Annotated in this window: 19 protein-coding genes, 1 tRNA gene and 1 pseudogene; 8 read left to right on the top strand and 13 right to left on the bottom strand. The window is 52.7% G+C overall.

Annotated features, from left to right (window positions below):
- The first annotated feature begins 107 nt into the window (after positions 1-107).
- The 3 genes from murI to JHD64_RS16175 are packed head-to-tail and all read left to right on the top strand — an operon-like array spanning position 108 to position 1612.
- Positions 108-887, top strand: coding sequence for a glutamate racemase (murI, locus tag JHD64_RS16165; RefSeq protein WP_199054187.1), 780 nt, complete (start codon positions 108-110; stop codon positions 885-887).
- Between the two features lie 3 nt (positions 888-890).
- On the top strand, positions 891-1343 hold the full coding sequence (locus JHD64_RS16170; RefSeq protein ID WP_059287086.1) for a ribonuclease domain-containing protein: 453 nt from the start codon (positions 891-893) through the stop codon (positions 1341-1343).
- Positions 1334-1612, top strand: coding sequence for a barstar family protein (locus JHD64_RS16175; RefSeq protein WP_233170540.1), 279 nt, complete (start codon positions 1334-1336; stop codon positions 1610-1612). The genes JHD64_RS16170 and JHD64_RS16175 overlap by 10 nt, the downstream gene beginning before the upstream one ends.
- A 133-nt stretch (positions 1613-1745) precedes the next feature.
- Here JHD64_RS16175 and JHD64_RS16180 read toward each other — a convergent pair whose 3' ends face one another.
- A complete protein-coding gene (locus JHD64_RS16180; RefSeq protein WP_199054188.1) occupies positions 1746-2906 on the bottom strand; it encodes a pyridoxal phosphate-dependent aminotransferase in 1161 nt (386 codons plus the stop codon).
- A gap of 239 nt (positions 2907-3145) precedes the next feature.
- On the opposite strand from JHD64_RS16180, the gene JHD64_RS16185 reads away from it, so the two are divergent.
- Positions 3146-3235, top strand: a tRNA-Ser gene (locus JHD64_RS16185).
- Between the two features lie 154 nt (positions 3236-3389).
- Complete coding sequence (locus tag JHD64_RS16190; protein WP_199054189.1) at positions 3390-5135, top strand: site-specific integrase; 1746 nt, start codon at positions 3390-3392, stop codon at positions 5133-5135.
- 308 nt (positions 5136-5443) lie between these two features.
- On the opposite strand, the gene JHD64_RS16195 is transcribed toward JHD64_RS16190, so the two are convergent.
- From JHD64_RS16195 to JHD64_RS16230, 8 genes and pseudogenes are all read right to left on the bottom strand, one after another.
- Positions 5444-5956: a hypothetical protein gene (locus JHD64_RS16195; RefSeq protein WP_199054190.1), complete on the bottom strand. Its 513-nt coding sequence runs from the start codon at positions 5954-5956 to the stop codon at positions 5444-5446.
- Between the two features lie 18 nt (positions 5957-5974).
- Positions 5975-6565 (bottom strand): hypothetical protein, encoded by a 591-nt coding sequence (locus JHD64_RS16200; RefSeq protein WP_199054191.1) that lies wholly within the window; start codon positions 6563-6565, stop codon positions 5975-5977.
- 271 nt (positions 6566-6836) lie between these two features.
- Positions 6837-7574 carry a hypothetical protein gene (locus JHD64_RS16205; protein WP_233170541.1) on the bottom strand — a complete coding sequence of 246 codons (738 nt, stop codon included), beginning with the start codon at positions 7572-7574 and terminating at the stop codon, positions 6837-6839.
- A 1172-nt stretch (positions 7575-8746) separates the two neighbouring features.
- A pseudogene (locus tag JHD64_RS16210) lies at positions 8747-9503 on the bottom strand (IS5 family transposase); the annotation flags it as partial.
- A 73-nt stretch (positions 9504-9576) separates the two neighbouring features.
- Positions 9577-11175, bottom strand: a complete 1599-nt coding sequence (locus tag JHD64_RS16215; protein ID WP_199054193.1) for a hypothetical protein — start codon at positions 11173-11175, stop codon at positions 9577-9579.
- On the bottom strand, positions 11165-12400 hold the full coding sequence (locus JHD64_RS16220) for a hypothetical protein (protein WP_199054195.1): 1236 nt from the start codon (positions 12398-12400) through the stop codon (positions 11165-11167). The genes JHD64_RS16215 and JHD64_RS16220 overlap by 11 nt, the downstream gene beginning before the upstream one ends.
- Before the next feature lie 390 nt (positions 12401-12790).
- Complete coding sequence (locus tag JHD64_RS16225) at positions 12791-13252, bottom strand: hypothetical protein (RefSeq protein WP_199054197.1); 462 nt, start codon at positions 13250-13252, stop codon at positions 12791-12793.
- Positions 13253-14568: 1316 nt separating this feature from the next.
- Positions 14569-14763, bottom strand: a complete 195-nt coding sequence (locus JHD64_RS16230; RefSeq protein ID WP_199054199.1) for a hypothetical protein — start codon at positions 14761-14763, stop codon at positions 14569-14571.
- Positions 14764-15006: 243 nt separating this feature from the next.
- Between JHD64_RS16230 and JHD64_RS16235 the strand changes: the two genes are divergently transcribed.
- From JHD64_RS16235 to alkB, 3 genes are all read left to right on the top strand, one after another.
- The gene (locus JHD64_RS16235) at positions 15007-16029 is read left to right on the top strand and encodes a porin (RefSeq protein WP_199054201.1); all 1023 of its coding nucleotides are present in this window, start codon (positions 15007-15009) and stop codon (positions 16027-16029) included.
- A 173-nt stretch (positions 16030-16202) separates the two neighbouring features.
- Entirely contained in the window at positions 16203-17276 is a 1074-nt protein-coding gene (ada, locus tag JHD64_RS16240; protein ID WP_199054203.1) for a bifunctional DNA-binding transcriptional regulator/O6-methylguanine-DNA methyltransferase Ada, read from the top strand.
- A 21-nt stretch (positions 17277-17297) separates the two neighbouring features.
- Positions 17298-17939, top strand: a complete 642-nt coding sequence (gene alkB, locus JHD64_RS16245; RefSeq protein ID WP_199054205.1) for a DNA oxidative demethylase AlkB — start codon at positions 17298-17300, stop codon at positions 17937-17939.
- A 151-nt stretch (positions 17940-18090) separates the two neighbouring features.
- On the opposite strand, the gene JHD64_RS16250 is transcribed toward alkB, so the two are convergent.
- The 4 genes from JHD64_RS16250 to aroC all read right to left on the bottom strand — a co-directional run bounded on the left by JHD64_RS16250 (position 18091) and on the right by aroC (position 22415).
- Complete coding sequence (locus JHD64_RS16250; protein ID WP_199054207.1) at positions 18091-19320, bottom strand: beta-ketoacyl synthase; 1230 nt, start codon at positions 19318-19320, stop codon at positions 18091-18093.
- Positions 19317-19553, bottom strand: a complete 237-nt coding sequence (locus JHD64_RS16255; RefSeq protein WP_059285210.1) for an acyl carrier protein — start codon at positions 19551-19553, stop codon at positions 19317-19319. Before JHD64_RS16255 ends, JHD64_RS16250 begins: the two co-directional genes overlap by 4 nt.
- Positions 19554-19838: 285 nt before the next feature.
- Positions 19839-21278: an EAL and HDOD domain-containing protein gene (locus JHD64_RS16260; RefSeq protein WP_233170542.1), complete on the bottom strand. Its 1440-nt coding sequence runs from the start codon at positions 21276-21278 to the stop codon at positions 19839-19841.
- A gap of 36 nt (positions 21279-21314) precedes the next feature.
- Entirely contained in the window at positions 21315-22415 is a 1101-nt protein-coding gene (aroC, locus tag JHD64_RS16265; protein ID WP_059285212.1) for a chorismate synthase, read from the bottom strand.
- Positions 22416-22440: the final 25 nt, after the last annotated feature.

Raw genomic sequence — 22440 nt, forward strand, 5'->3', positions numbered from 1 at the left:
GTACAAGGACATTGCGCGCAAGCTGGCGGTCAAGGTGGGTGAAAAAGCCCAGGACTTCTCCGGCAAATTCCCCAAGATCGTCATCCAGAACAACTAAGCCGCACAGCATGATTGCGATGTTCGACTCCGGCCTGGGCGGGCTGTCCATCTGGCGCGCCGTGCAAACGGCGCTGCCTGCCTGGCCGATCACCTATCTGGCCGATCAGGCTTACTGCCCCTATGGCGGCCGCAGCAAGGCCGAAATCATCGAGCGCAGCCTGAAAATCGGCCACTACCTGCAGCAACAGGGTGCCAGCCTGCTGGTGGTGGCCTGCAACACCGCCACCACCGCGGCTGTGGCGGCACTACGCCAGCAGCTGCCCATTCCCATCGTGGGAGTGGAACCGGCGATCAAGCCGGCAGCGGCGGCCAGCCGTACCGGCCGCATCGCGGTACTGGCCACCGCAGCCACGCTGGCCAGCGAACGGGTACAGTCCTTGCTGGACAAGCATGCCGGCGAGGTGGAAGTACTGCGCCGGCCCGGTCTGGGCTGGGTGGAGCAAGTGGAAGCCGGCGAGCTGGACAGCACCCTCACCCGCCGCCGCGTGGCTGAAGTAGTCCGCCCGCTGCTGCAGGAAAACATCGACCACATCGCCCTGGGCTGCACCCACTACCCCTTCCTGTCACCGCTGATTCGCGAACTCACCGGCGACCGCATCGCCCTGTACGACCCGGCCGAGGCCATCGCCCGCCGCGTCGATTCGCTGTTGCAGCTGCACGGCAGTGACAGCGTCGGTGATCATTGCTACCGTTTCATCACCACGGCGGACGACCCGCAGGCGATGGCAGCCATGCTGCCGCTGCTGATCGGCCATGGCTACGCTGTCGAATCCCTCAACCTGGAGTAAATCATGTTGCTACGCCGTGCCATCACGGGCTTGCTGCTCAGCGCCCTGCTCGCCCCTGCCGCCTGGGCCTTGCCGCAATGCGCCAGCGTCGCCGGCAATGTCAACCAGCAAACCGGCAACCGGCTGGACACGCGGGAACTGACCACCGTACTGCAGGCATTGGGGCAAAGCGGCAGGCTGCCGGAGCAATTCCTCACCAAGCGCCAGGCGCAACAGGCGGGCTGGCAACCTGGCCGCAGCCTGTGGGCCGTTCCCGGACTGCAAGGCAAATCCATCGGCGGCGACCGCTTTGGCAATTATGAAAAACAGCTGCCCAAGGGGCAGTGGCAGGAAGCCGACCTGAACTATAAAGGAGGCAAGCGTGGCGCTTATCGACTGGTGTTCTCCCGCGCCGGCCAGCGTTTTGTCTCACTCGACCATTACCAGCGCTTTATCGAGGTGCCAGCATGTCAGTAAGCATTTGCGAACTTCACCACATCACATCGCTGGAGCAGTTCTATGACGAGCTGAGCCGCCAGCTGCAGCTGCCCGCGCATTTCGGCCGTAATCTGGATGCGCTGTACGACAGCCTCAGTGCCGATGTCAGCGGCCCGTTTGAAATTGTCTGGCGCGACACCGAACTATCCCGCAGCAAACTGGGGGCGGATGTCTACGCCACCCTGCTGGAAATCCTGCAAGCGGTGGCGGCAGAACGCGGTGACATCACCCTGGATATTCATCACTGAGCCCTCCGCACCATGCAAAAGGCTGCCACCAAGGCAGCCTTTTGCACTTCTGCAGCACCGGGGCTGCTCACGGCCCATCGCATCCCAGCCCTGCAGCATGACGCGCCGACTCAGACAGCCCAGCAGCAATGCCTTAGCTGCCCCCTGACAAGCTGCCAATACGCGCCACGGCCTCAGCCAAACGCTCAATACCGGTGGTATACGCCACGCGCACATGCTGCGCCGCCCGGTAACGGCCAAAATCCGCCCCCGGCGTAATGGCGACATTCACCTCCTCCAGCAGTCTTGCACAGTAGGCAAAGCTGTCATCGGTCACTGCACTGACATCGGCATACAGATAAAACGCCCCTTCCGGTTGCACCGGCAATTTCCAGCCCAGTTGCGGGAGTGCCTGCAACAGGAAATCCCGGCGGCGGCCAAATTCGGCACGACGCTGCTCCAGCTCCGTAATCACCTGCGGCTGAAAAGCCGCCAGTGCCGCGTGCTGCGCCATCGCCGGCGGACACAGAAACAGGTTCTGCGCCAGGCGCAATGCCGGCTCGACATAGGCCTCCGGCACCACCAGCCAGCCCAGTCGCCAGCCGGTCATCTGGAAATACTTGGAAAAGCTGTTGATCACGAATACATCCGCATCCACCGCCAGCGCCGTGGCCGCATCACAGCCATAAGTCAGACCATGATAAATCTCGTCCACGATCAGGCTGCCACCATGACGCTTGCAGCTGGCACTCAGTGCCGCCAGTTCTGCCGCCGTCAACAAAGTGCCGGTCGGGTTGGCCGGGCTGGCCACCATGGCCGCCACCGTGCGCTTGGCCCAGGCCGCATCCACACCATCGGCCAGCAACTGATAGCGTGTCTCCGGTCCAACCGGCAGGCACACCGGCTCGCCCCCCAGCAGGCTGACAAAATGCCTGTTGCACGGATAGGTCGGATCCGCCATCAGCACCTGATCCCCCTGGTCCACCAGCAAGGACAAGGCAATCTGCAATGCACCAGAGGCACCTGGCGTCACGATAATGCGGCGCGCATCAACCACCACGCCATAACGCTGCAGATAAAATGCGGCAATCGCCTCACGCAGTTCCGGCAAGCCCTGCGCAGCAGTATAAAAAGTATGACCCGCACTCAATGCCTGCCGGCCGGCCTCGACAATGGCTGCCGGCGTGGCAAAGTCCGGCTCGCCCACTTCCAGATGAATCACATCCCTGCCCGCCGCCTGCAAGGCGCGGGCCCGCTCCAGAATGGCCATCACCTGAAACGGCGCGATGTCATTCAGTCTTGTTGATAGTTGCACCACAATCCCCTGTTATGTCCCCAGCGCAGCACTTGGCACGCGATGGCGCTTACGCCAGTGTAACAAGCCCGCCCCGCCCCCTCCAGCACTGTCCTGCACCAGCCGACATACTGCCATTCGCCCGCCAGGCCACAGCCCAAACCGCGCAGCCGGGCATCCGGTACAAAAACAATTTACAACCAAGCGATCAGCCTATTGACAGCCGGCCGGACTGGCCATAGAATTCGTCGCTCTGAGTCGGAGAGGTGGCAGAGTGGTCGAATGTACCTGACTCGAAATCAGGCGTACGTGCGAGCGTACCGAGGGTTCGAATCCCTCCCTCTCCGCCAGACCCATCTAAAGTGTTGATTTTGCAGTAAATTCAGGCGCAGCAAGGCTTTTCAGGCCCTGAGTTCTACACAACACTCCTACACATTGGCGATAAGAGTTCAGTTTTTTTCTTGGCTTCCTATACTCTGGATCGGAACTCAATGAACGATGCCAATGTTACCCACAGGCCTGCAGCGCCACCGCCAATCCGGCACCTACTATCTTCGTCGTCGCATCCCTACTGACGTTCTTGTTTGCTATCCCGGCAAAAAAGAAATCACGTTTTCGCTACGCACCAAAGACTACCGCACGGCTGTCGAGCGCCATCGCGCGGAAGAAGCCCGTCTGACCTCCGAGTGGGAGGAAAAACGACAGCGGCAGGCGGAGCGTTACGCGCGTACGCAACTCGCTGCCATCACCCACATCGACGCACTCACCCCCGAAGTCATCGACGCTATCTGCCTGCATGCAGAGTCGGCCAGCCTGGCTGGGGATGAAGCACGCCGCGAAAACGGTCACTACACGCTGGACGAAGTCGAGGAATACCAAGCCGGCTATACCGAGGCCAATCGCATCCTCAAAAGTGCCGTGGCCATTGGTGACTACGAACTACTGCGTGGCCCGCTGGAACAATTCCTGCGGCTGTACCGCTACCAGCTCAAGGCCACCGAACCTGAAATGCGCCGGCTGGCGCTGGCTTATGGCCGCATGGCCATCCGTACCAACGAGAAACTGCTCAGTCGCTATGACGGCAAGGAAGTGCCGACACCGGTGATGGCGCAACGGCTGGAAACGCCGATGCTGTCGGAAGTGACCCAAAGCTATCTGGCCTACTACCAGAAGCTGGACAAGGTGGCGATGCTGCGCAAGGTCACGGCCGTGATGCCGCTGCTGGTGGATATCATCGGCGACAAACCCATCGGCCTGCTCAAGCAAACCGACCTGGAGGCTTACTTCGAAGCCGTGCAAACCCTGCCACCGCGCTGGAAAGACATCTGCCGTCAGGAAAAGCTGCGGCCACTGGAACTGGCCAAGCAGCAACGCGGCGAGATGAGCAAGGGGACGTTCGACGGCACCTACCTCGCCGTGATGACGCCGTTCATCAAATACTGCCGCCGCAAGTGGCAGGACCATGGCTGGCCGATGACGCTGACCACGGAAGGGGTGCAATACCTCGGCTCACGCCGCGACCCCGAAGGCGGACAACGGGCCTTTGAATCGGCAGAGCTGAAGCGGCTGTTTGAAGGCCCGGAAATGGCACGCTTCGCCCGACGTCCCGCCATGGCGCACAAATACTGGCTTCCCCATCTGGGCCTGTTTACCGGCGCGCGGGTCAATGAGCTATGCCAACTAAACCCGCAAGTCGATATCACGCAGGATGCACAAACTGGCACCTGGTATATGGACATCACCGACGAATCTGAAGGTGATGCCCGCATCGACAAGTCCGTGAAAACTGGCGGCTCCAAACGCAAACTGCCCATCCATCCCAAACTGATTGAGCTGGGCTTCCTCGACTATGTGGCAGCAGCCAAGAAACGGGGTGACACCTTGCTGTTTCAGGCCTTCCCGACCGCCGCTGGCCGTGCCTCGCCCAAGGCCATGAAGTGGTTCACCGAATTCCTGCAGGAAATCGGGCTGCGCGACGAGACGCCGAATGCCCGTATTGTCGGCATGCATGCCTTCCGCTCCACCTTCCTACACCGGGCGATGGTGCTGGGCGTGGTCAGTGCCGAAACCATCACCGGCCATGCCAGCAATATCACCAGCATTGAAACCATTCAAAACGGACAGGTGAATCAGGAAGCATCGGCGGTGGTGAAGAAATACCGAGGCGAACTACCGGTCGACAAGAAGCTGGAAATCCTGTCACGCATCACCTTCCCGGAGGTGGACTTCATTCGGGCGGACAAGTCGTAAGTGTTGTGTCGTCGATAAAGCTGAAAGGGGGTTCTATTCGAAAATGGCTTATAGTGAGGAAAATTATTGAAGAGACAAGTATACTGAATCACATAAATTTACATACATCTTATTTTGATAAAATTTATTCATAAACCAATCGAAAATGTATGAAATAACTTCAAATCCACTACAAATATAGCAATGAATTGACTAGGAAATACTCACCAACCTAGCCAATTCATTCCAACTCTAAAGCTATAGCCCACGAAGAATATCAATACAAAAGTATTCTATCAAAGCAGAAGCAACGGTTAATTAATAGTAAACTAGTGTAATTCAAACTCATTCAACATCTTTTCAGCCTGCGCAGGTCTTATACTATGTATAACGGCCTCAACAAGAGCATCTTTGTAGGCAACTGGTGTTGTATTACCGCTTCCCAAAATTACCCTAGCAAATCCGAAACTGGCATTCCTCCCAGCCAATTGGCTTGTACAAACTGATTTTTCTTTTGATTCTTTCACTTCAAAACGATTGCAATCCTCTCTAACATCAAGATAATAATTTGCCCACAACTGAAGATCCCTAGAAACTTTAAAAAGCTCCAAATCAGAATCCGTATCAATTTGCGGAGGAGATGCAAATATCCCAGCCACTTCCCAATGATTTCCCGCACTTTTCAAAGTAATGAAAACTGGCATTTGAACTTTCTGCGAATTAGAAATTCTAACCTGCCAATTATTATTTTTTTCCAACTCCGGAATAGATTCACTAGCGCGTAAATTCATCGAAACCAAAGAAAGAGTGGCGCACACAAACAATGCATTAATATAACGCACAACAAATTTCCTCATTCATTACTTTGCTGATACAACATCCTGAATTCTCTCAAAGATGCCAGCTTGCTTCAAGGCATAATAAGGATTACGCACACCTCGTAACTGATTTAACTCTGCACTGGTCCATCTATTATGTTGTAACATAGACATCTGACCAGCCACGTAAGATTTTTCGACACCGGTCGGTACAAAGACATATCTGAAGTTGCTACTACATGGGCTATACTCTACGACTTTAAGGGTACTCCCCATACACTTCATCACAACCGTTTCTTCGCGATAATTATTATTATCAACATAGGTTTGGAAAGAATATACAGAAAAATCGGCGGAATATTTAGTTACATCCTTATTAAATACTATTCTCTCCTGCCGTTCATTTGTGATTGGCGGTCTCGTTTTCGAAATACTTACAACTTTATATTGTCCATCCGCAATGCTCTTCTCTAAAAGAACAAATCTAGCATCATCCATTTCCTTCTTACCAATAACTGGATTAGCAAACGTAATTGGCTGCCCCTGCGTATTTAACTGAGGCGGAAGTGGAGCTGCACAGGCAGCAAGAAAAATTGGCAATGATATTAATGCGTACTTTTTATTTATGTACATATTTATCTCAATCAATAAGGGTTTGAGTAATGAAAATAGCAGTCGATAATTTTTACAATCAAGAAAATATCGATGACATAAATTTATGATAAAAATAATAAATATGCAATACGCATTATATTTTTACAGATTAAACATGTTCTTACATATAAATACACTATTTAACACATTCTCAACCTTGAGAACACTCCTGCAAGGAGCCGGAGCTATTCAGATTGACCACAATAGTTTCCTTACAACCTAATTTTTACAGCGCCGATAAATCACCCAACTACAGCACTAGCCGCTCCCCATGACTTATCTTCTGCACAAAGAACAGATGCGGCAGCGGGCCATCGTATCCGCGCTGTAGCGCAGCCTGGCATAGCGCCCATGACTGGGTTCGTACGCCATGGAAACCAGGCTGCCTGGCGATGCGCTCCAGCGTTTCCGTTATCGCGGCTGTGTTTTTCCGGTTCGCCTGCATGGCAATCAAGGCATGCAGTTCTTCCATTTCCTGTTTTGACCGTCGCCATGTCCACGCGGCCCGGCCTCGGCTGGGTTGGCGTACCAGTTCATACCCAAGCCATTTCAAGTACGGCTTATCTCCAACATCCTGCAAGCTCTCCTGCTCTAGTCCTTCGCCATCCGTTGCCAGCAGTAGCCACTCCACCTTTTCTGCAGCCAGGGGCCAATACATGACCAACACGGCATTGGCCAGCCCCTTTCCCTTACGCGTCACTCGCTGCGCTGGGGAGCAGCCAATCCCGTACCGAGCATGAAACTTCTTCGCCAGGGCTTCGGCTTTCCTCGCTGAAACCGTGCCGTGCGTGTAGCGGTGATAGCCTTTCGGAACGCTGTCCACGATACGGACTAGTGCTGCAGTTTTGTTGCGAGCGATGGGTGTTGAAGCAGACATACAGGTTTTCTCATTCAGTTGGTGGTGCTCTGTATAGCGAAGAAAACGTACGTCCTTGCAATGTGATTCGATAGCTACGACTCGTACGTAATGATGTTCCAAGATTTCCATCAAGTTTCGCTATACACAGTCAGAAACGATGTGTTTTCAGGGCAGGCAGCCAGGTGAGAGTCTGGTCGGCTCGCATGCACGGTGTTCTGCGTTATGCCTCTTTACACAGATGAGGAGGCAAAGCGCAGGACGCCAACCTGCAAACACACACATGTCGAAAGACACGCGAAAAGCTGCCAACTTTTCGTACACCGCCTTAGCTGCATGCCGGGTAACGCTGGCTGGTGCGGCTGAAATGGGCGCCTATGGCAGACATGCCATGCTCGACCCAATCTACTTTAGAGGTTGGGCGACACGGAAACGGGAGCTGCGGTAACGCAGACCAACCCTGCTGATTTGTGAACCGGTGAAAATCCGGACTTCGGGACGTTTGGAAATGAACGGCGTGACGAAGACTGTGCGTGTAGGCTGCTGATGCGTCAGAAATGGCGTAGGTGTACCGGGTTAAAAATGCGCAGGGGGGCATCACCTTCTGTCCTGGGTACATGGCACCACCGTAATGGGTGGGTCGCTGGATAGCTTAAGCATGTAAATAGAGGTGAGAGTCCTCTTTATCGCAGTAAGAAACCTTGGGTACGCCCTGTATAGGGTGATTCATTGATGACGAGTGGTGGCGGGTAAGTTGCGGCTATGGAACATCGCGCGACAGAAACCGGGCAACCGGGTAAGCGTATGCGATGCCATCACTTTGAAATGACGTATTCCTAAATCGCGGTTTCGACACAATCAGCTAACGTGGGAATCTCTGACGGCCATTTGACCGGGTTGGCACCCGGGACGGTACAAGAGAGGGAGCGGCGGAGAGTAGAGTTTGAGCAAATCTCGAGACCTAATCAGTCAAGGGAGGCGTGAACCGGGCAACCGGTACTCGAAAACTGCCAGCGGTGGAAAATGTGTGTGCCTCTACGGGGGAAGGGCTTGGCAGCCCATTGCAGTGATGTGCCGTGTTCTCCGCTTGGCGGCAGGGAGCGCGACAACTGGTCTTGGCGGATCAGTGAGCGGGATAAGGTAATGTTGGTGAGGAAATTGTTCTCTCTCAAGACCGGGCATCATGCTCGATGCCCGGTCTTTCTTGTCTGTGGATATTTGGGGGACAGCTCCTAATAAGCAATATGGCCTGATGTCAGCATGCCCATCTTAAGCTAGTGTCCACGAAGGGAGGGACAGACCAGGTAGCCACTCCACTTGTTCCAGAGCGTGCGCCCCAGATACTTCAACGAGCGTAGTGACTCATTGCGAGCCTGATTGCCCCATGAATTCCCTTTCCAGAATTGGTCGTTTCGACGCGGGGGAATGATGGCCGCCGCTCCGCGCTCTCCAATCGCTGCGTGACATAGGCGTGTGTCGTACGCCCCATCTGTGGTTACTATCACCAGTCCCTCTGTCGCCGGAATTTGCGATAGCAGCTCTGGCAGCAGAGTGGCATCTCCAGTTCGATTGTCGGTCACTTCCATTGCCCGGATTTCCAGCGCTTGCGCATCAATTCCCAGATGCAGCTTGCGCCATTGGCGGCGGTAGTCAGCACCATGCTTTTCCACCTTCCACTTGCTTTCACCCATCATCTTGATACCAGTACTGTCCACCTGGAGATGCAGACACCCCTGTTTCTTCTGTACCGGGATACGCACCTGCAGGTCTTTTTGCCGGCGGGAAAGCGTACTGAAGTCGGGCACCGCCCAGTCAAGTCCAGCCAAGTGCAGCAGGCTCTCGACCATGCTGGTGGCTTGCCGTAGCGCCAAACAAAAAGGCATTTGATAGTGAGACCGAAGCATCAGAGAAAGTGGGCTGCCGTCTCCGTTTGCCGGTAGCCGGTGCCAAACAGTTTATGCCTTTATCGAGCCAGAGAAGGAGCAGCCCTCGTTGCTTGAGGGAGTGGTTGTAGGACTGCCCGTTAGTGGTGCGGTACTTGGATGGGAGGGACTTGCTCATGCCGTCATTCTACCGGATGGGCGCAAGCCCCGATTAATGCAACAAAGCCCTCCTCATTCAGAAAAATATTGAATTACTTTTCGCAATTCAACCTAATATCCCCTGACTCAACAGCACACTGCAGCAACTGCGATCCATCTTCTTCTTTTACATTTAAAATTTCAATTAATTCATTTGAGATATCTTTCATTAATTTACCATATATCATATTTTTATATTTTTCCACATTATTTCTTTGAATGTTATATTTATCCACTATCTCACCAATTAATTCGCTTTTACTCTCTATTGAATTCACAATCTCCATTGTCACATCTATAAAGTTTCGAACAATCTGATCCTCACCAAAACTATCACTTGAATTATACCTTTCATAAAGACGAAAGGTATCCATTGTATTATTAAATTTATCAACCAAATCAGGCCAATTATCTTTTTCATGAACACTATTTATTATCTTAAAATCTACTTTCTGAGGAATGTTAAGATAATCATTCACAAGCAAATCACCCTCAATTCTCATTGAAAAGAAAATGCGCTCATCATCATATAGCGGGTGAAAATGTTTAGTATTGAAAAAATTTTTTTGAATTTTAAATGTACTATTACATACATGACAGCATGGAATTAAGTTTCCCAATGATAGAGCAAGAAATGGGTAGTGACTTTGTGCGTAATAATGATCTAGTGGTGGCCTATACATATCATTAAGGTACTCAGTCGAAGGTGACCTGACAATTGAATTGATATGGCAATAAGGACAAACTCTAAAATATAGGCCAGATTCCAATATCCTATAAGCATTTATTTTTTTATCATCTTCATCTTCATCTTCATCTTCATCTTCATTTTCATCTTGACAAGCATTCGCATTACCCAAAGAGCTTAGTGGCTTGTAATAATAATCGCCCGAATCTAAACTCAAATAATCTACAGACCTTACTCTATCTATGACCTTTCCATTTTTTTTAGAAATTATTTTATCGTAGTCAAAAAAAATAGATAAAAAATTAGATAATCTCGAAACCAGCTTTGATATTATTTCATTTTTTTCTTTTTCAGTTAATTTTTCCTTCTTTTCAGCTTTCTTTCTTTCTTCTTCACTGTCTCCTAGTTTTTTTAAAATACTATTATACTTCTCAATTGTATTTTTAATACTTTCATGATCAATAGACTTTAAAGAATTTACAACATCATCACGTTTAAGAAAAACTAATAACTCTTCTCTTTCGACACATGAAAGCTGCATCGAACCATCTACCTTATCATTCCTAATTAAAAATTTACTTTTACCTTTATAAATAAAATTTTTAAATTTACACCCAGCCCGGTACATATCCAAAAATTCCAGCAACGTATATTCATCACCACCCAAATAAATTTTAATTTTTTTATTTTTCTTTATGACCTTATCGGCCTCTACAGATTCAAAAAAAGTGCACTTAGAATCAAGAGCATTTTTTACTTCATCACATTCTCTATCATATCCAAAATCCAGAAGTGAATTCAAAACAATTACATATTCATTTATATCAGCTCTCATTAAATCATTAGATTCATATTGATTACTGATTAAGATAACATTTTCAATATCTTCAATTACCTTATCGATTACCACACCCATCTCATCAATTGTAACTTTCGCCCAAATATTCGAAATATTAATTATCATTTTTCACCTTAGACAGTAGATGAGATATAAATTTATCTCCAATTAAATTCTCAATACCCTCATCCGCGTGACCACGCTCACGCTTTAATTTAAATTGGTGCTGTATTATTTCTTTCGCCTTAGTACCTATAGGTATTATTTTAAAAACTTCTTTTGCTATCTTGTCGAAATTAGCACCAAATGTCTTAAAATCTACAATTTCATTCTTCGTAATAATTTGCTCGATTGAGAAATTACTAATTACAAATGGCGACACCGTTCCAATAACAAGCTGAACATTACTTTTAAAACTTGACACCTCAGATACAAAATCATCAATTATAGAAACAATTTCACACTGAACTTTAGGCATCAAAAACGAATCTGCATTACTTACGACAATATAGCTATACTTGTTTTCACGCTCATTATTACAAATAACTATTTTAATTCCTTCAAGAATTTTAGCGAATCGTCTCACACTATAATCAATAGAATCAACCGCATACGAATCAAAAAATAGCTCATGACTTTCCCTAACATGTCTATGAAAAACCCTTTCAGCCATCACGACAAGATACTCCATCGGGATATCATCCAATAAAGCATAAGCTACATAATCATTTCGTTGGCTAATTGCATATGACAATTCAATTAGGCCTTTAATTTTCAAATAAAAATTTTTACCTAAAATTACTGACAATTCATTCACAACAAACGGTGCATTATCACTCTTTAATAAATAGATATATATCCTATATAGCGCCTCACTCAACATTCTTCTCAATCTTTTATTACTTGTTTTTTTATATCCATTAAAATAATGATTGTATTCTATTTTTATATCATACAATTCCTCAAAATCTTCACTCTCACTCAAAAGCCCTACTAGCAATTCGTCAGCCGTTGGCAATTTTAGAGTCTTCTCTGGTAAAGATTCAATAACACCTTTACTAAGCAAAAATTCCACGACGCTCCTAGAGACATACTTAATCAATTTCAAATCTATTATATTAACACCATCATATTCGATATCACATCGAGAAGATAATAAATTCTTATTTAATCTGACATGGCTCGGAGTGCGATTATAAACCACTTGAGCAACGTCAAAGCCACTCTCTTCTACATATACATTAATACTTCCACACTTCAAGTATTTATTTGTTGGATGCTCCATCTTTACTGTTTTGTTGAACACATTTACTTCTTTAACAAGAGGTGAATTGGTGCCAATATCTTCCATAGCATTATATTTCCTGATTACAATTTAAGTATTAAATAAAATATTATCACTTACTACACAGTACGATATCATTTTAATATAACAAATTCCAACTGCTAACACCATCACGTTCAAAAGCAGTAGGCTATATAATCTAGATTTAATCATACCGATGATACTATGACGTTGTTGGACATTCTGTTACAGGCACTAGATATGATGAACTGAAGGCCTAATATCCATTAAAGCGTATTGGAGCGCATCTAGTTAATTTTGCAATTCCCATCACAAACGGATCATCCAAATTTGAAACTAACATCATCGAGGAAAATATAGCAACTACGCACTAGCCAGATATCTGACTCTGTAAGCTTGCTGAGTTAATTTCTGGTTTGGAGCGAAAGCTAACGTTTAAGGTGAGTCCCTCTCGACCGCAATGTTAGGCATGGAGATGAGAGACAAAAAGTCGGAAATGCCACCGCCCTGCCATTGCTGCAGCGTATCAATGTGCATGGCTCCAAATTTGATGCCAGTGCCAGCATAGAGCTGTTCGTTGATCAAGCTGAGATTCTTTATGGTTCGTTGAGGGTTGTAGTTCTTGTAGGTATGAACTACAAGGAAAAATGCTTTTCCTTTTTCTTGGTTATAGAGTTGATTTAGGAGAACATACTGGCCAACCAATAGCTTTGCCATATTTCCAGAGTCGACCTCAACCAGATAATGGATGCCATTATCGGTAAGAGATTGGTCAGCCGAAATCTCGACATCTTTGATGGTGAAACGTTGTTTTCCCGTTAACCGAATGTCGGTAATCTTCTGCTGCGCAAGATCTACGAAACGTTTCTCATTTTTTCCAGCTTTCGCTCGTTCCATCACGTATTCCTCCAGTGAGGCCTAACAGTGTTTATACGAACACGCAGGTCCATATATTAATTGATATTACTTACAGCATTATCGTACCCAAACACCATATTCCTCAAGGCGTTCGTCATGGATTTGTCCGTATAACAACCCATAATCTGCAGGACGCCATGGTGGTGCTTCCGTCGGTTGCGACAACGGCGGCAGCATGCTTCAAAACTGCCGTAATCTGCTACGACCAGGAAACGACGGCAGTGGGTCGGGAGTGTGAATTCGCCATTCGTAAAGCAGCCATTCACAGTGAGTCGCTACTCAATGGCGGGTAAGGAGTGCTTTGCAGACCATGGCGGCGCAGGGTCCCACAGGCCGCTCAGGCCGACCAACTGTCAGTCTGTCAGGCTGGCGGCAGCTCGGCCTAAGTGGAAGTTCAAACTCCGCACGACATTGACTGCTTTTACTCGGAGAGTAGTCTTATCTTATCGCCTACAGGAGCCGGGTCAGTCCAACAACGGCTCAAGAGTGTCTAGAGAAGCCGGGGCGATTCAGCTGCCAACTCTCTCTGACGCCGCCATTCATCTCTATCTCACCATCAAATGCCATTTTCGGCCTGGCACAACGGTAAGCCACAGGCATGGTTGAAAGCATATTGCCGATGACGGATTCTGGCTTGAGTTGGTGGTGGAAGCGGCAGCTAGAGAAGGGTATGCCCGCAATTCAGTGTAAACAAGCCATTAGATGGTTGTTTTCTGATAGATCACTCCGGTCGACAACCGGTCAACCACCTATCGCACACCACCCTTCCCCGCTCTGATACAAGGCCCTCAAAATTGCCTTACATGATATGAATTCATCAACTACAATTGCAAAATCAGCCCTACACAACAGCTATCGTCTACGTGTGTAGAAGTACTGAAAAGTGCCAGGAAAACAGGGGTTTATGCGATAAATTTCGGAATCCCTCCCTCTCCGCCAGAGCACACAGCTAAGCCCTTGAGCAATCAAGGGCTTTTTTGTTGCCTGCCACAGCCATGCAGCCTTCAAGCCAAGCAGGCGGCGCGGGCTGCACACTGCCACCGCCACGGCCTGTCCGGGCAAGCTCATTCCCCGCCACGCGGCATCACCACGCATCCAGGTCAGACTATTTTGGCCGTTCCATCCGTTGCGCAATTTTATTGCGCAAAACCACCAGGAATACACGCAGGCATGGCAGGCTGCGGATTGGCACTGCTCCGGAGCAAGCATGCACCACCTTGCGGCACGCTCCGCGGTTTACGACGCCAAATGGTTTGTTTTGACCTTCCTGGCCATGGCATATGGTCAGAACAGACTCATTCTCCCCTGCCACATACCGAAGCGGTCTCCGTACTCAGCCGCTCAAGCTGGTCAATTGCAGACCCATCCCAGCCATTCTGTCCATGTGCACCTGCAGCATAAAACCTCAAAAAACCCAAAATGAGACAGAAAATGCCAATACGTTGCACTTTGCCAACATGGTGATTTAATGCTGACAGCAGCTGATTCATGCAATTTTCTAGTAATAAATACTTAGCAAAGCCGATTTGCCACTCAAATTTAATGTAGTTTAATTACTACACAAGAACACATCAAAATGTAGTATTCAAGTTACAAAGAATGCGTTTGACCGCAAATAACACAGAAATTAACAATGTCCCTGCTTTCTACGGCGCCAGAAGCTGCCAGAAATACTGCAGCGACCTGCCGCACAAGTAGCAAAACAACAAAACGAGACAATTGGAGAAGACAACATGCAAAGCAAGTATATTGCGCTGGCCGTGATGGCCGCCTGCGCCGGTTACGCCCATGCCGATGATGCCGGGGTCACCATTTCCGGTTTTGTCCGTGCCGGCGTGCTGCAGTACAACGGCGCGGCCAACAGTGCCTGGGGCTACACCACCAATCCCGCTGCAGTGTCCACCACCAATGTGGCGGGTCGCGGCCAGATCAACTTCAATGGCGAAGAAAATCTGGGCAATGGCTTGAGCGCCATCTTCCAGGTGAATAACCGTTTCTCGCCCACCGGCAGCGGTTACGACGAAATGGGCAAGCAGGCCAATACCTTTGCCAGCGATGACAGCTTTGTCGGCCTGAAGGGCAGCTTCGGTATGATTCGCGCCGGCAAGGGTACCGGCAACGTGGAAGACGGCAAATTTGACTACAGCGTCTGGGCCGGCCCGGACAACCACCTGGGCTGGTACGGTGGCGTGACCGGTAACAATATGGTGCGTTACGATCTGCCAGGCGATCTGGGTGGCTTCTATGGCGGGGTACAATTCTCTACCGATGAAAACAAGACCAGCACCAACAGTGGTACCAACCGTTATTCGGTACTGGCCGGCTTCAGTGGGAGCAACTGGACGGTTTCCGCCAACTACGGCGCATCCAGCAATACCACCAACAGCAATGCCAACGACATCAACCAGCTGGGCAGCAACCGTCAGTTGCACCTGACTGCCAATTACAAGCCGATCGATGCGCTGGAACTGGCGGTGGAATACCAGCGTAACAAGCTGGCTGATGACAGCGTGATCAATGCCACTTCGCTGTACGCCTACTACACCATCGGCAATACGCAGCTGGGCCTGCAAACCGGGGTACGCAAGGACAATTCTCCGGCGCTGGTGCAAGGTACGGAAAAATACGTCAACCTGCTGCTGCACTACAATCTGAGCAAGCACACCATGGCTTATGTCGAGCTGTCACATGACAAGCCGCAAGCCGGTGGCAGCGCCCGCAATGGCGAGCTGATTGGTCTGTCCAAGAGCTTCTAAGTCTTTTCGCAAGTCAGTGACATCCTTCTCAAGCCTGCTTGCGCAGGCTTTTTTTTATGTCAACGTCCAGGCTTGCGTTGCCAACACTGCTAGAATTCGGGAGCAAGCAGCGTGGTGTCAGACCGGCTTGCTGGCGCTACAGTCAGCCATCTCCCTGATGAATCGAGCCCGCCATGGTCAGCCGCAAACAGCAACAACATGCCGAACTGGTCAGCCGCGATCCGCGCTGGCAGGATGTGCTGCAACGCAATCACGCGGCAGACGAGTGCTTTGTCTATGGTGTGGCCAGCACTGGCGTGTATTGCCGCGCCAGCTGTCCGGCGCGGCAGCCCAGACCGCACAACGTGCATTTCTTTGCTGATTGCGCGGCGGCCGAACAAGCCGGCTACCGCCCCTGTCTGCGCTGCACCCCACACCAGCAATCGCCTAGACAGCGCCAGGCCGCGCTGATTGAGGCGGTGTGCAAACGCATCACCGCCGCAGAGCAGCCCCCGGATCTGCAACAGCTGGCAGATGAAGCGGGCATGAGCCGCTATCACTTTCACCGCCTGTTCAAGGCCGCCACCGGCCTGACTCCACGCGGCTATGCCATGGCAGCACGCCAGCAACGGCTGCAACAGCAACTGGGCAGCGCCACCAGCATCACCCATGCCATCTATGCCGCCGGTTATCAGTCCAGCAGCCGTTTTTATGCCGAAGCCGCGCAAGTGCTGGGCATGACTCCACGCAGCTACCGGGCTGGCGGCAAACAGGCGGTGATGCATTTCGCCATTGGCCAATGCTCACTGGGGGCCATTCTGGTGGCACAAAGCGATAAAGGCATTTGTGCCATCTTGCTGGGGGAACAGCCAGAGCAATTACTGCAGCAGCTGCAGGACCAGTTTCCACAAGCCCAGCTGATCGGCGCCGACCCTGTTTTCGAACAGCAAGTGGCTCTGGTCATCGGTTTGATCGACAATCCGCGCCAGGGCTTGCCGTTGCCGCTGGATATTCGCGGCACGGCGTTTCAGCAGCGTGTATGGCAGGCGCTGCGTGAGATTCCACCAGGGCAAACGCTGAGTTACAGCGAGGTGGCAGCACGAATCGGCAGCCCCAGCGCCGTGCGCGCAGTGGCGCAGGCTTGTGCGGCCAATGTGCTGGCCGTGGCCATTCCCTGCCATCGGGTGGTACGCCAGGATGGTCAGCTCTCAGGCTACCGCTGGGGTATCGCGCGCAAACAGGCCCTGCTGGACAAGGAGCAATCATGACAACACAGGCAATCCCTCTCCATGGATGATCTGTTTCCGGACAGCCTGCTCAGCCCGCCACGGTTGCTGGCACCGGGCACCACCCTGCTGGCCGGCCAGGCGCTGGCACAGCAAGATGCCATCTGGCAGGCGGTGGAAAGGGTGCTGCAGCAAGCACCCTTGCGCCGCATGCAGACGCCCGGCGGCCATACCATGTCGGTGGCCATGAGCAATTGCGGCCAACTGGGCTGGATCAGTGATCAGCGCGGCTATCGCTACAGCGGCCAGGATCCGGCCAGCGGCCTGCCCTGGCCTGCGCTGCCCCCTTTGCTAGCCGATCTGGCCAGTACATGGGCGGCAACAGCCGGCTTTACCGGCTTCCACAGCAATGCCTGCCTGATCAATTGCTATGAGCCGGGTAGCCGCATGTCCTTGCATCAGGACCGGGATGAACGCGATTTCACGCAGCCTATCGTCACCCTGTCGCTGGGATTAGCGGCACGTTTCATGCTGGGAGGGACGCAGCGTCAGTCAGCCCATCAGAAAATAGTACTGCGCCATGGCGATGTGCTGGTATTTGGTGGCCCGGCCCGCCTGTGCTTTCACGGCATCATGCCACTGGCGGATGGCTGGCACCCGCTGCTGGGCAGCCGGCGCATCAGCCTGACCTTTCGTTGCGCCTGACCACCCATCAAGCCGTGCGCCAGCAAAGTGGAGCAAGTTCAGCCCGACGCGGCGGACGCAGACATGAAAAAACCCGGCCTGGCCGGGTTTGCTGTTTACCTCCTCCGCCACCGAACCATACAAAGTCCGGGAGGAGACTGACAGGCAGGCATCAAGCCTGATGGCGTTGCAATACCAGGCTGGCGTTACTGCCGCCAAAGGCAAAGGAATTGCTGATGGCCGCCTGCAGGTCCGGAGCCGCCACCCCCTTGCCCAGCACATGTTGCACGCGGCAGTTTTCATCCGGCTGCCGGCAGTTGGCCGTTGGCGGCACTTGCTGATGGTATAGCGCCAATGCGGTGATGGCGGTTTCCAAGCCGCCGGTCGCGCCCAGCAAATGACCATGCATGGACTTGGTGGCACTCACTTGCAAGCCTGGGGTATCTTCCCCCCAGATGCTCTGCAAGGCCTGGCATTCGACCACATCCCCCACCTGGGTTGCCGTACCATGGCTATTGCAATAGCCGATCTGTCCGGCGCTCAGGCCAGCATCCGCCAGCGCGGCGCGCATGGTACGCACCTGTCCGCCAACATCCGGTTTGGTGATGTGCGTGGCATCGCTGCGGCAGGCATAGCCATCCAGCGTGGCATAGATACGTGCACCACGCGCCAGCGCAGCGTCCAGCCCTTCCAGAATCAGGAAGGCCGCGCCTTCTGCCAGCACCAGCCCGCTACGCTCCTTGTCATAAGGACGGCAGGCCTGCTCCGGGTGCTCGCCAGCGGTGCTGGCCAGTACCTGCATGGATTGCCAGGCATTGATGATGCCCGGCAGCAACATGGCCTCGGCACCACCGGCGATGGCATGGGTGATTTCACCATGACGGATGGCGCGCATGGCTTCGCCCAGCGCAATGGCGGACGAAGCACAAGCCACCGAATAATTGACCGAGGGGCCGGTAATACCGAAACGCATGCTGATATGACCTGCCGGGGCATTGGCCATGCTGGCGATGACCGATAGCGGCGATACCCGCGACTTTTCGGCATAAAAGTTATGGAAGCCCTTGTCCAGCGCGGTACTGCCGCCCATCGCACAGCCGACATACACGCCTACTTGCTCCCGCTCTGCGGGCAGCGTCAGCGCGGCATCGTCCAGCGCCAGCGTGGCGGCGGCCACCGCCATCTGGCTGACGCGATCCACCCCGGACAGCTGCAAACGGGTAAACCACGGAGCCGGGTCGAAATCGGCGGCGCCGACCACGGCCGGCTTGCAGCCGGTTACCTCTGCGTCCAGCAGCCGAATGCCCGACTCACCGGCCATCAGCCGGGAAAAAACCGTCTCTACCTGATTGCCCAGAGGCGAAATCAGGCCTATCCCGGTAATGGCAACGGCAGTCTTCATGCCTTTTCCGCCTTGAAGCGGTCCACCAGATTGGCCAGTTCCTGCAAGTTGGCAACGTGGGCTTCTTCTTCGGGAATGGATACTTCGAAGTGCTCTTCGATAGCAAACAGCAGTTCGATCTGCCCCAGCGAATCCAGGCCATATTCGCCCAGCGGGCGTTCCGCCTGGACTTCGTCGGCGTTCACACCAAATTTTTCCACAATGACTTGCTTGATCTGCTCGATAGTATTCATCACGCTGCCTTGCCCGCACAGTCAGGCACCTGGACCGTGGCGGGGGTTATTTTTTCATGAGGCGCTATTGTATGCCTGCGCCTGATGGGAATTTATAGTGTTTATTGTCGAGTTTTATGCCGGTTGTTGACAGCGATGCCCCATGTTGAAAAAACATGCATCGTCATCCCCGTCGGCAAGCATACCGGGACCACACTATATTGCTGTTACAAATTGTCGCGCAACAATGTAAAAAGCCAGCACCCGGGCGCTGGCCAGATTGCCCACGCAGTTGCCGTCGCCGCCTCAAACGGCTTCCACGTCGTTGTGGACGTCGCTTTCGCGCAATACTTCCTGCGCCCACACTACCGAATCGATGTAATAACGACAGGCATGTTCCACTTCGAAATTAAGCACTTTGCACAGGGCGTTGATGCGCTGGTCGTCTCCCTGTTCACAGGCCAGTGCCAGTGCCAGGTAGGGACTGAACATGCCTTTGTTCTCCACCACTGCGTCGCGCACCGTGGGTGGCAGCTCCAGCGGGTCCAGCACATCGGGGAAGGGCTGGTTGAGCAATACGTCCAGCAGCGAGAACATGCCGGTCAGAAACAGATGCTCGGCCTCCAGCTTGTTGCCGCGATAGCCCCCCAGCCGCTCCAGGAAACGGGCACGAATCAGTGACTTTTCCAGCAAGGCCAGCGCGGTACCGTCTTCCTTCTTGGCGGTAAACAGCAGCATGGACAGCCATTTGAACAGGGTTTCACGCCCCAGCAACAGCAGGGTTTCCTCGATGGTCTGGACCTTGCGCGCCAAGCCATTCACCGGTGAATTGATGAAGCGCAGCAGCTTGAACAGCAAGACCGAGTCCAGCTTGAACTGCGCCTCGAGTTCACGCGGCTCGGCGTTGGCACGCAACATGCGCATGATCTGCAGGACGCGGGTCTGGTTGCTGTCCACCTTGCCGCTCTCCAGGCTGCGCACCGTGGCGATGAACGGACCGTGGAACAGGGCAAAGCGATTGCTGCCCGGCGCGCGCAGGCAAACATCCAGGTCTTCGGCAGTGCCGACATTGCGTGCCATCCAGCGCGCATTGGGATAGCGGCGCGGCAGCTGGTCCAGGATGGGAGCCAGTACGCGGGTAGAGGGTGCGGAGAAGTCCAGCAGCATGAAATCCATGCGATTGAACAGTTCCGGCTGCAATCGTTCCACCAGTACCTGGGCATCGAACGCCGCCGGTTCGATGGCAAAACGCAGGCCCTTGATGCGCAGCTCGTCCAGCACCTGCATCACTTCGGCGGTGACAGGCTCGTTCGGGTCCGGTTCCAGCACGAAGATCACGCTCTTGGCCGGCATCTGCAGCAGCAGTGGCTCGGACAGCGAGCTGATGGAAATGTGAACCAGTGCGCGCCGATAGGCCAGCAGGCGGAACACTTCCATGTTTTGCAGCGTGGTCAGCATCAGGCGATCAAAATCCTGATGCTTGCTGCCCTTGGCGGCCGCGCCGGATTTGACGAAAAACTCGTAGGCCACCACACGGTGCTGCCGGTCCATGACCGGCTGGTGGGTGACGAAGCCGAGGGTCGGCGGCAACTGGTCGACCGTTTCCGGCTCTACCACGCGCTTTACCGGCGAAGCTTCCAATTCTTTTTCAACAGCAGCGATTTCGTCGGCCTGACTTTCTTCATTTTTTTTCAGACGACCGGCCAAACCGCCAATCAGGTTTTTCAACATGGTTCGCTCTCTCATGACACCCGGCTGCAGGACGGACAGCCTCTGTGCAGTTTAGTCGATTCGGCCCGGTATTTTTGGAGTATCCACCAGCACATCGCCACATTGGGCGCGGTGGCGCAAGGCATGGTCGATCAGCACCAGTGCCAGCATGGCTTCGGCAATCGGCGTGGCACGAATGCCGACACACGGGTCATGGCGGCCATGGGTTTCCATCATGATGGGATTGCCCTGGCGGTCGATGGAGCGGCGCGGCTGGGCAATGGATGAGGTCGGCTTGATCGCCATGGACACCTCGATGTCCTGTCCGGTGGAAATACCCCCCAGAATGCCGCCGGCGTGATTGCTGGCAAAACCTTGCGGTGTCAGCTCGTCGCCATGCTCGCTGCCACGCTGGCTGACGCTGGCAAAACCGGCGCCGATTTCCACGCCCTTGACGGCATTGATGTTCATCATGGCATAGGCGATGTCGGCATCCAGACGGTCGAATACCGGCTCGCCCCAACCCACCGGCACGTTTTCCGCCACCACGCGCAAGCGGGCGCCCACCGAGTCCAGGCTCTTGCGGATGGAGTCCATGTAGTCCTCCAGCTGCGGCACCACGGCTTCATCGGCGGCGAAGAATGGATTGCTGTTGACCACATCCCAGCTCTTGAAGGGGATTTCCACATTGCCGATCTGGGTCATGTGGCCACGGATCACAATGCCATAACGCTCGCGCAGCCACTTTTTGGCAATGGCCCCCGCCGCCACGCGCACGGCGGTTTCGCGGGCACTGGAACGGCCACCGCCGCGCGGGTCGCGTACGCCATATTTGTGCCAGTAGGTGTAGTCGGCATGACCGGGACGGAAGGTGTCGGCGATATTGCCGTAGTCTTTGGAGCGCTGGTCGGTATTGCGGATCAGCAGGGCAATCGGCGTACCGGTGGTTTTGCCTTCGTAAACGCCAGAGAGGATTTCCACCGCATCCGGCTCGCGCCGCTGGGTGACATGTCGGCTGGTGCCGGGTTTGCGCCGGTCCAGTTCCTGCTGGATGTCCTCGGCACTGATGGCCAGGCCCGGCGGGCAGCCGTCCACCACGCAGCCGATGGCCGGCCCGTGGCTTTCGCCAAAGGAAGTTACGGTAAACAGCAGCCCCATGGTGTTGCCTGACATCTTGATTCGTCCCTTGTCATTTCAT

The sequence above is a fragment of the Aquitalea sp. ASV15 genome (genome assembly GCF_016429115.1).
Lineage (GTDB): Bacteria > Pseudomonadota > Gammaproteobacteria > Burkholderiales > Chromobacteriaceae > Aquitalea > Aquitalea magnusonii.

Bases quoted from the DNA above. Each gene is read 5' to 3' on its own strand.
- murI (WP_199054187.1), top strand. From the start codon at position 108: ATGATTGCGATGTTCGACTCCGGCCTGGGCGGGCTGTCCATCTGGCGC.
- JHD64_RS16235 (WP_199054201.1), top strand. From the start codon at position 15,007: ATGCAAAGCAAGTATATTGCGCTGGCCGTGATGGCCGCCTGCGCCGGT.
- JHD64_RS16175 (WP_233170540.1), top strand. From the start codon at position 1,334: ATGTCAGTAAGCATTTGCGAACTTCACCACATCACATCGCTGGAGCAG.
- JHD64_RS16170 (WP_059287086.1), top strand. From the start codon at position 891: ATGTTGCTACGCCGTGCCATCACGGGCTTGCTGCTCAGCGCCCTGCTC.
- JHD64_RS16205 (WP_233170541.1), bottom strand. From the start codon at position 7,574: ATGGAAATCTTGGAACATCATTACGTACGAGTCGTAGCTATCGAATCA.
- JHD64_RS16255 (WP_059285210.1), bottom strand. From the start codon at position 19,553: ATGAATACTATCGAGCAGATCAAGCAAGTCATTGTGGAAAAATTTGGT.
- ada (WP_199054203.1), top strand. From the start codon at position 16,203: ATGGTCAGCCGCAAACAGCAACAACATGCCGAACTGGTCAGCCGCGAT.
- aroC (WP_059285212.1), bottom strand. From the start codon at position 22,415: ATGTCAGGCAACACCATGGGGCTGCTGTTTACCGTAACTTCCTTTGGC.
- JHD64_RS16260 (WP_233170542.1), bottom strand. From the start codon at position 21,278: ATGAGAGAGCGAACCATGTTGAAAAACCTGATTGGCGGTTTGGCCGGT.
- JHD64_RS16215 (WP_199054193.1), bottom strand. From the start codon at position 11,175: ATGATAATTAATATTTCGAATATTTGGGCGAAAGTTACAATTGATGAG.
- JHD64_RS16250 (WP_199054207.1), bottom strand. From the start codon at position 19,320: ATGAAGACTGCCGTTGCCATTACCGGGATAGGCCTGATTTCGCCTCTG.
- alkB (WP_199054205.1), top strand. From the start codon at position 17,298: ATGGATGATCTGTTTCCGGACAGCCTGCTCAGCCCGCCACGGTTGCTG.
- JHD64_RS16220 (WP_199054195.1), bottom strand. From the start codon at position 12,400: ATGGAAGATATTGGCACCAATTCACCTCTTGTTAAAGAAGTAAATGTG.
- JHD64_RS16225 (WP_199054197.1), bottom strand. From the start codon at position 13,252: ATGGAACGAGCGAAAGCTGGAAAAAATGAGAAACGTTTCGTAGATCTT.
- JHD64_RS16200 (WP_199054191.1), bottom strand. From the start codon at position 6,565: ATGTACATAAATAAAAAGTACGCATTAATATCATTGCCAATTTTTCTT.
- JHD64_RS16190 (WP_199054189.1), top strand. From the start codon at position 3,390: ATGTTACCCACAGGCCTGCAGCGCCACCGCCAATCCGGCACCTACTAT.
- JHD64_RS16230 (WP_199054199.1), bottom strand. From the start codon at position 14,763: ATGAATCAGCTGCTGTCAGCATTAAATCACCATGTTGGCAAAGTGCAA.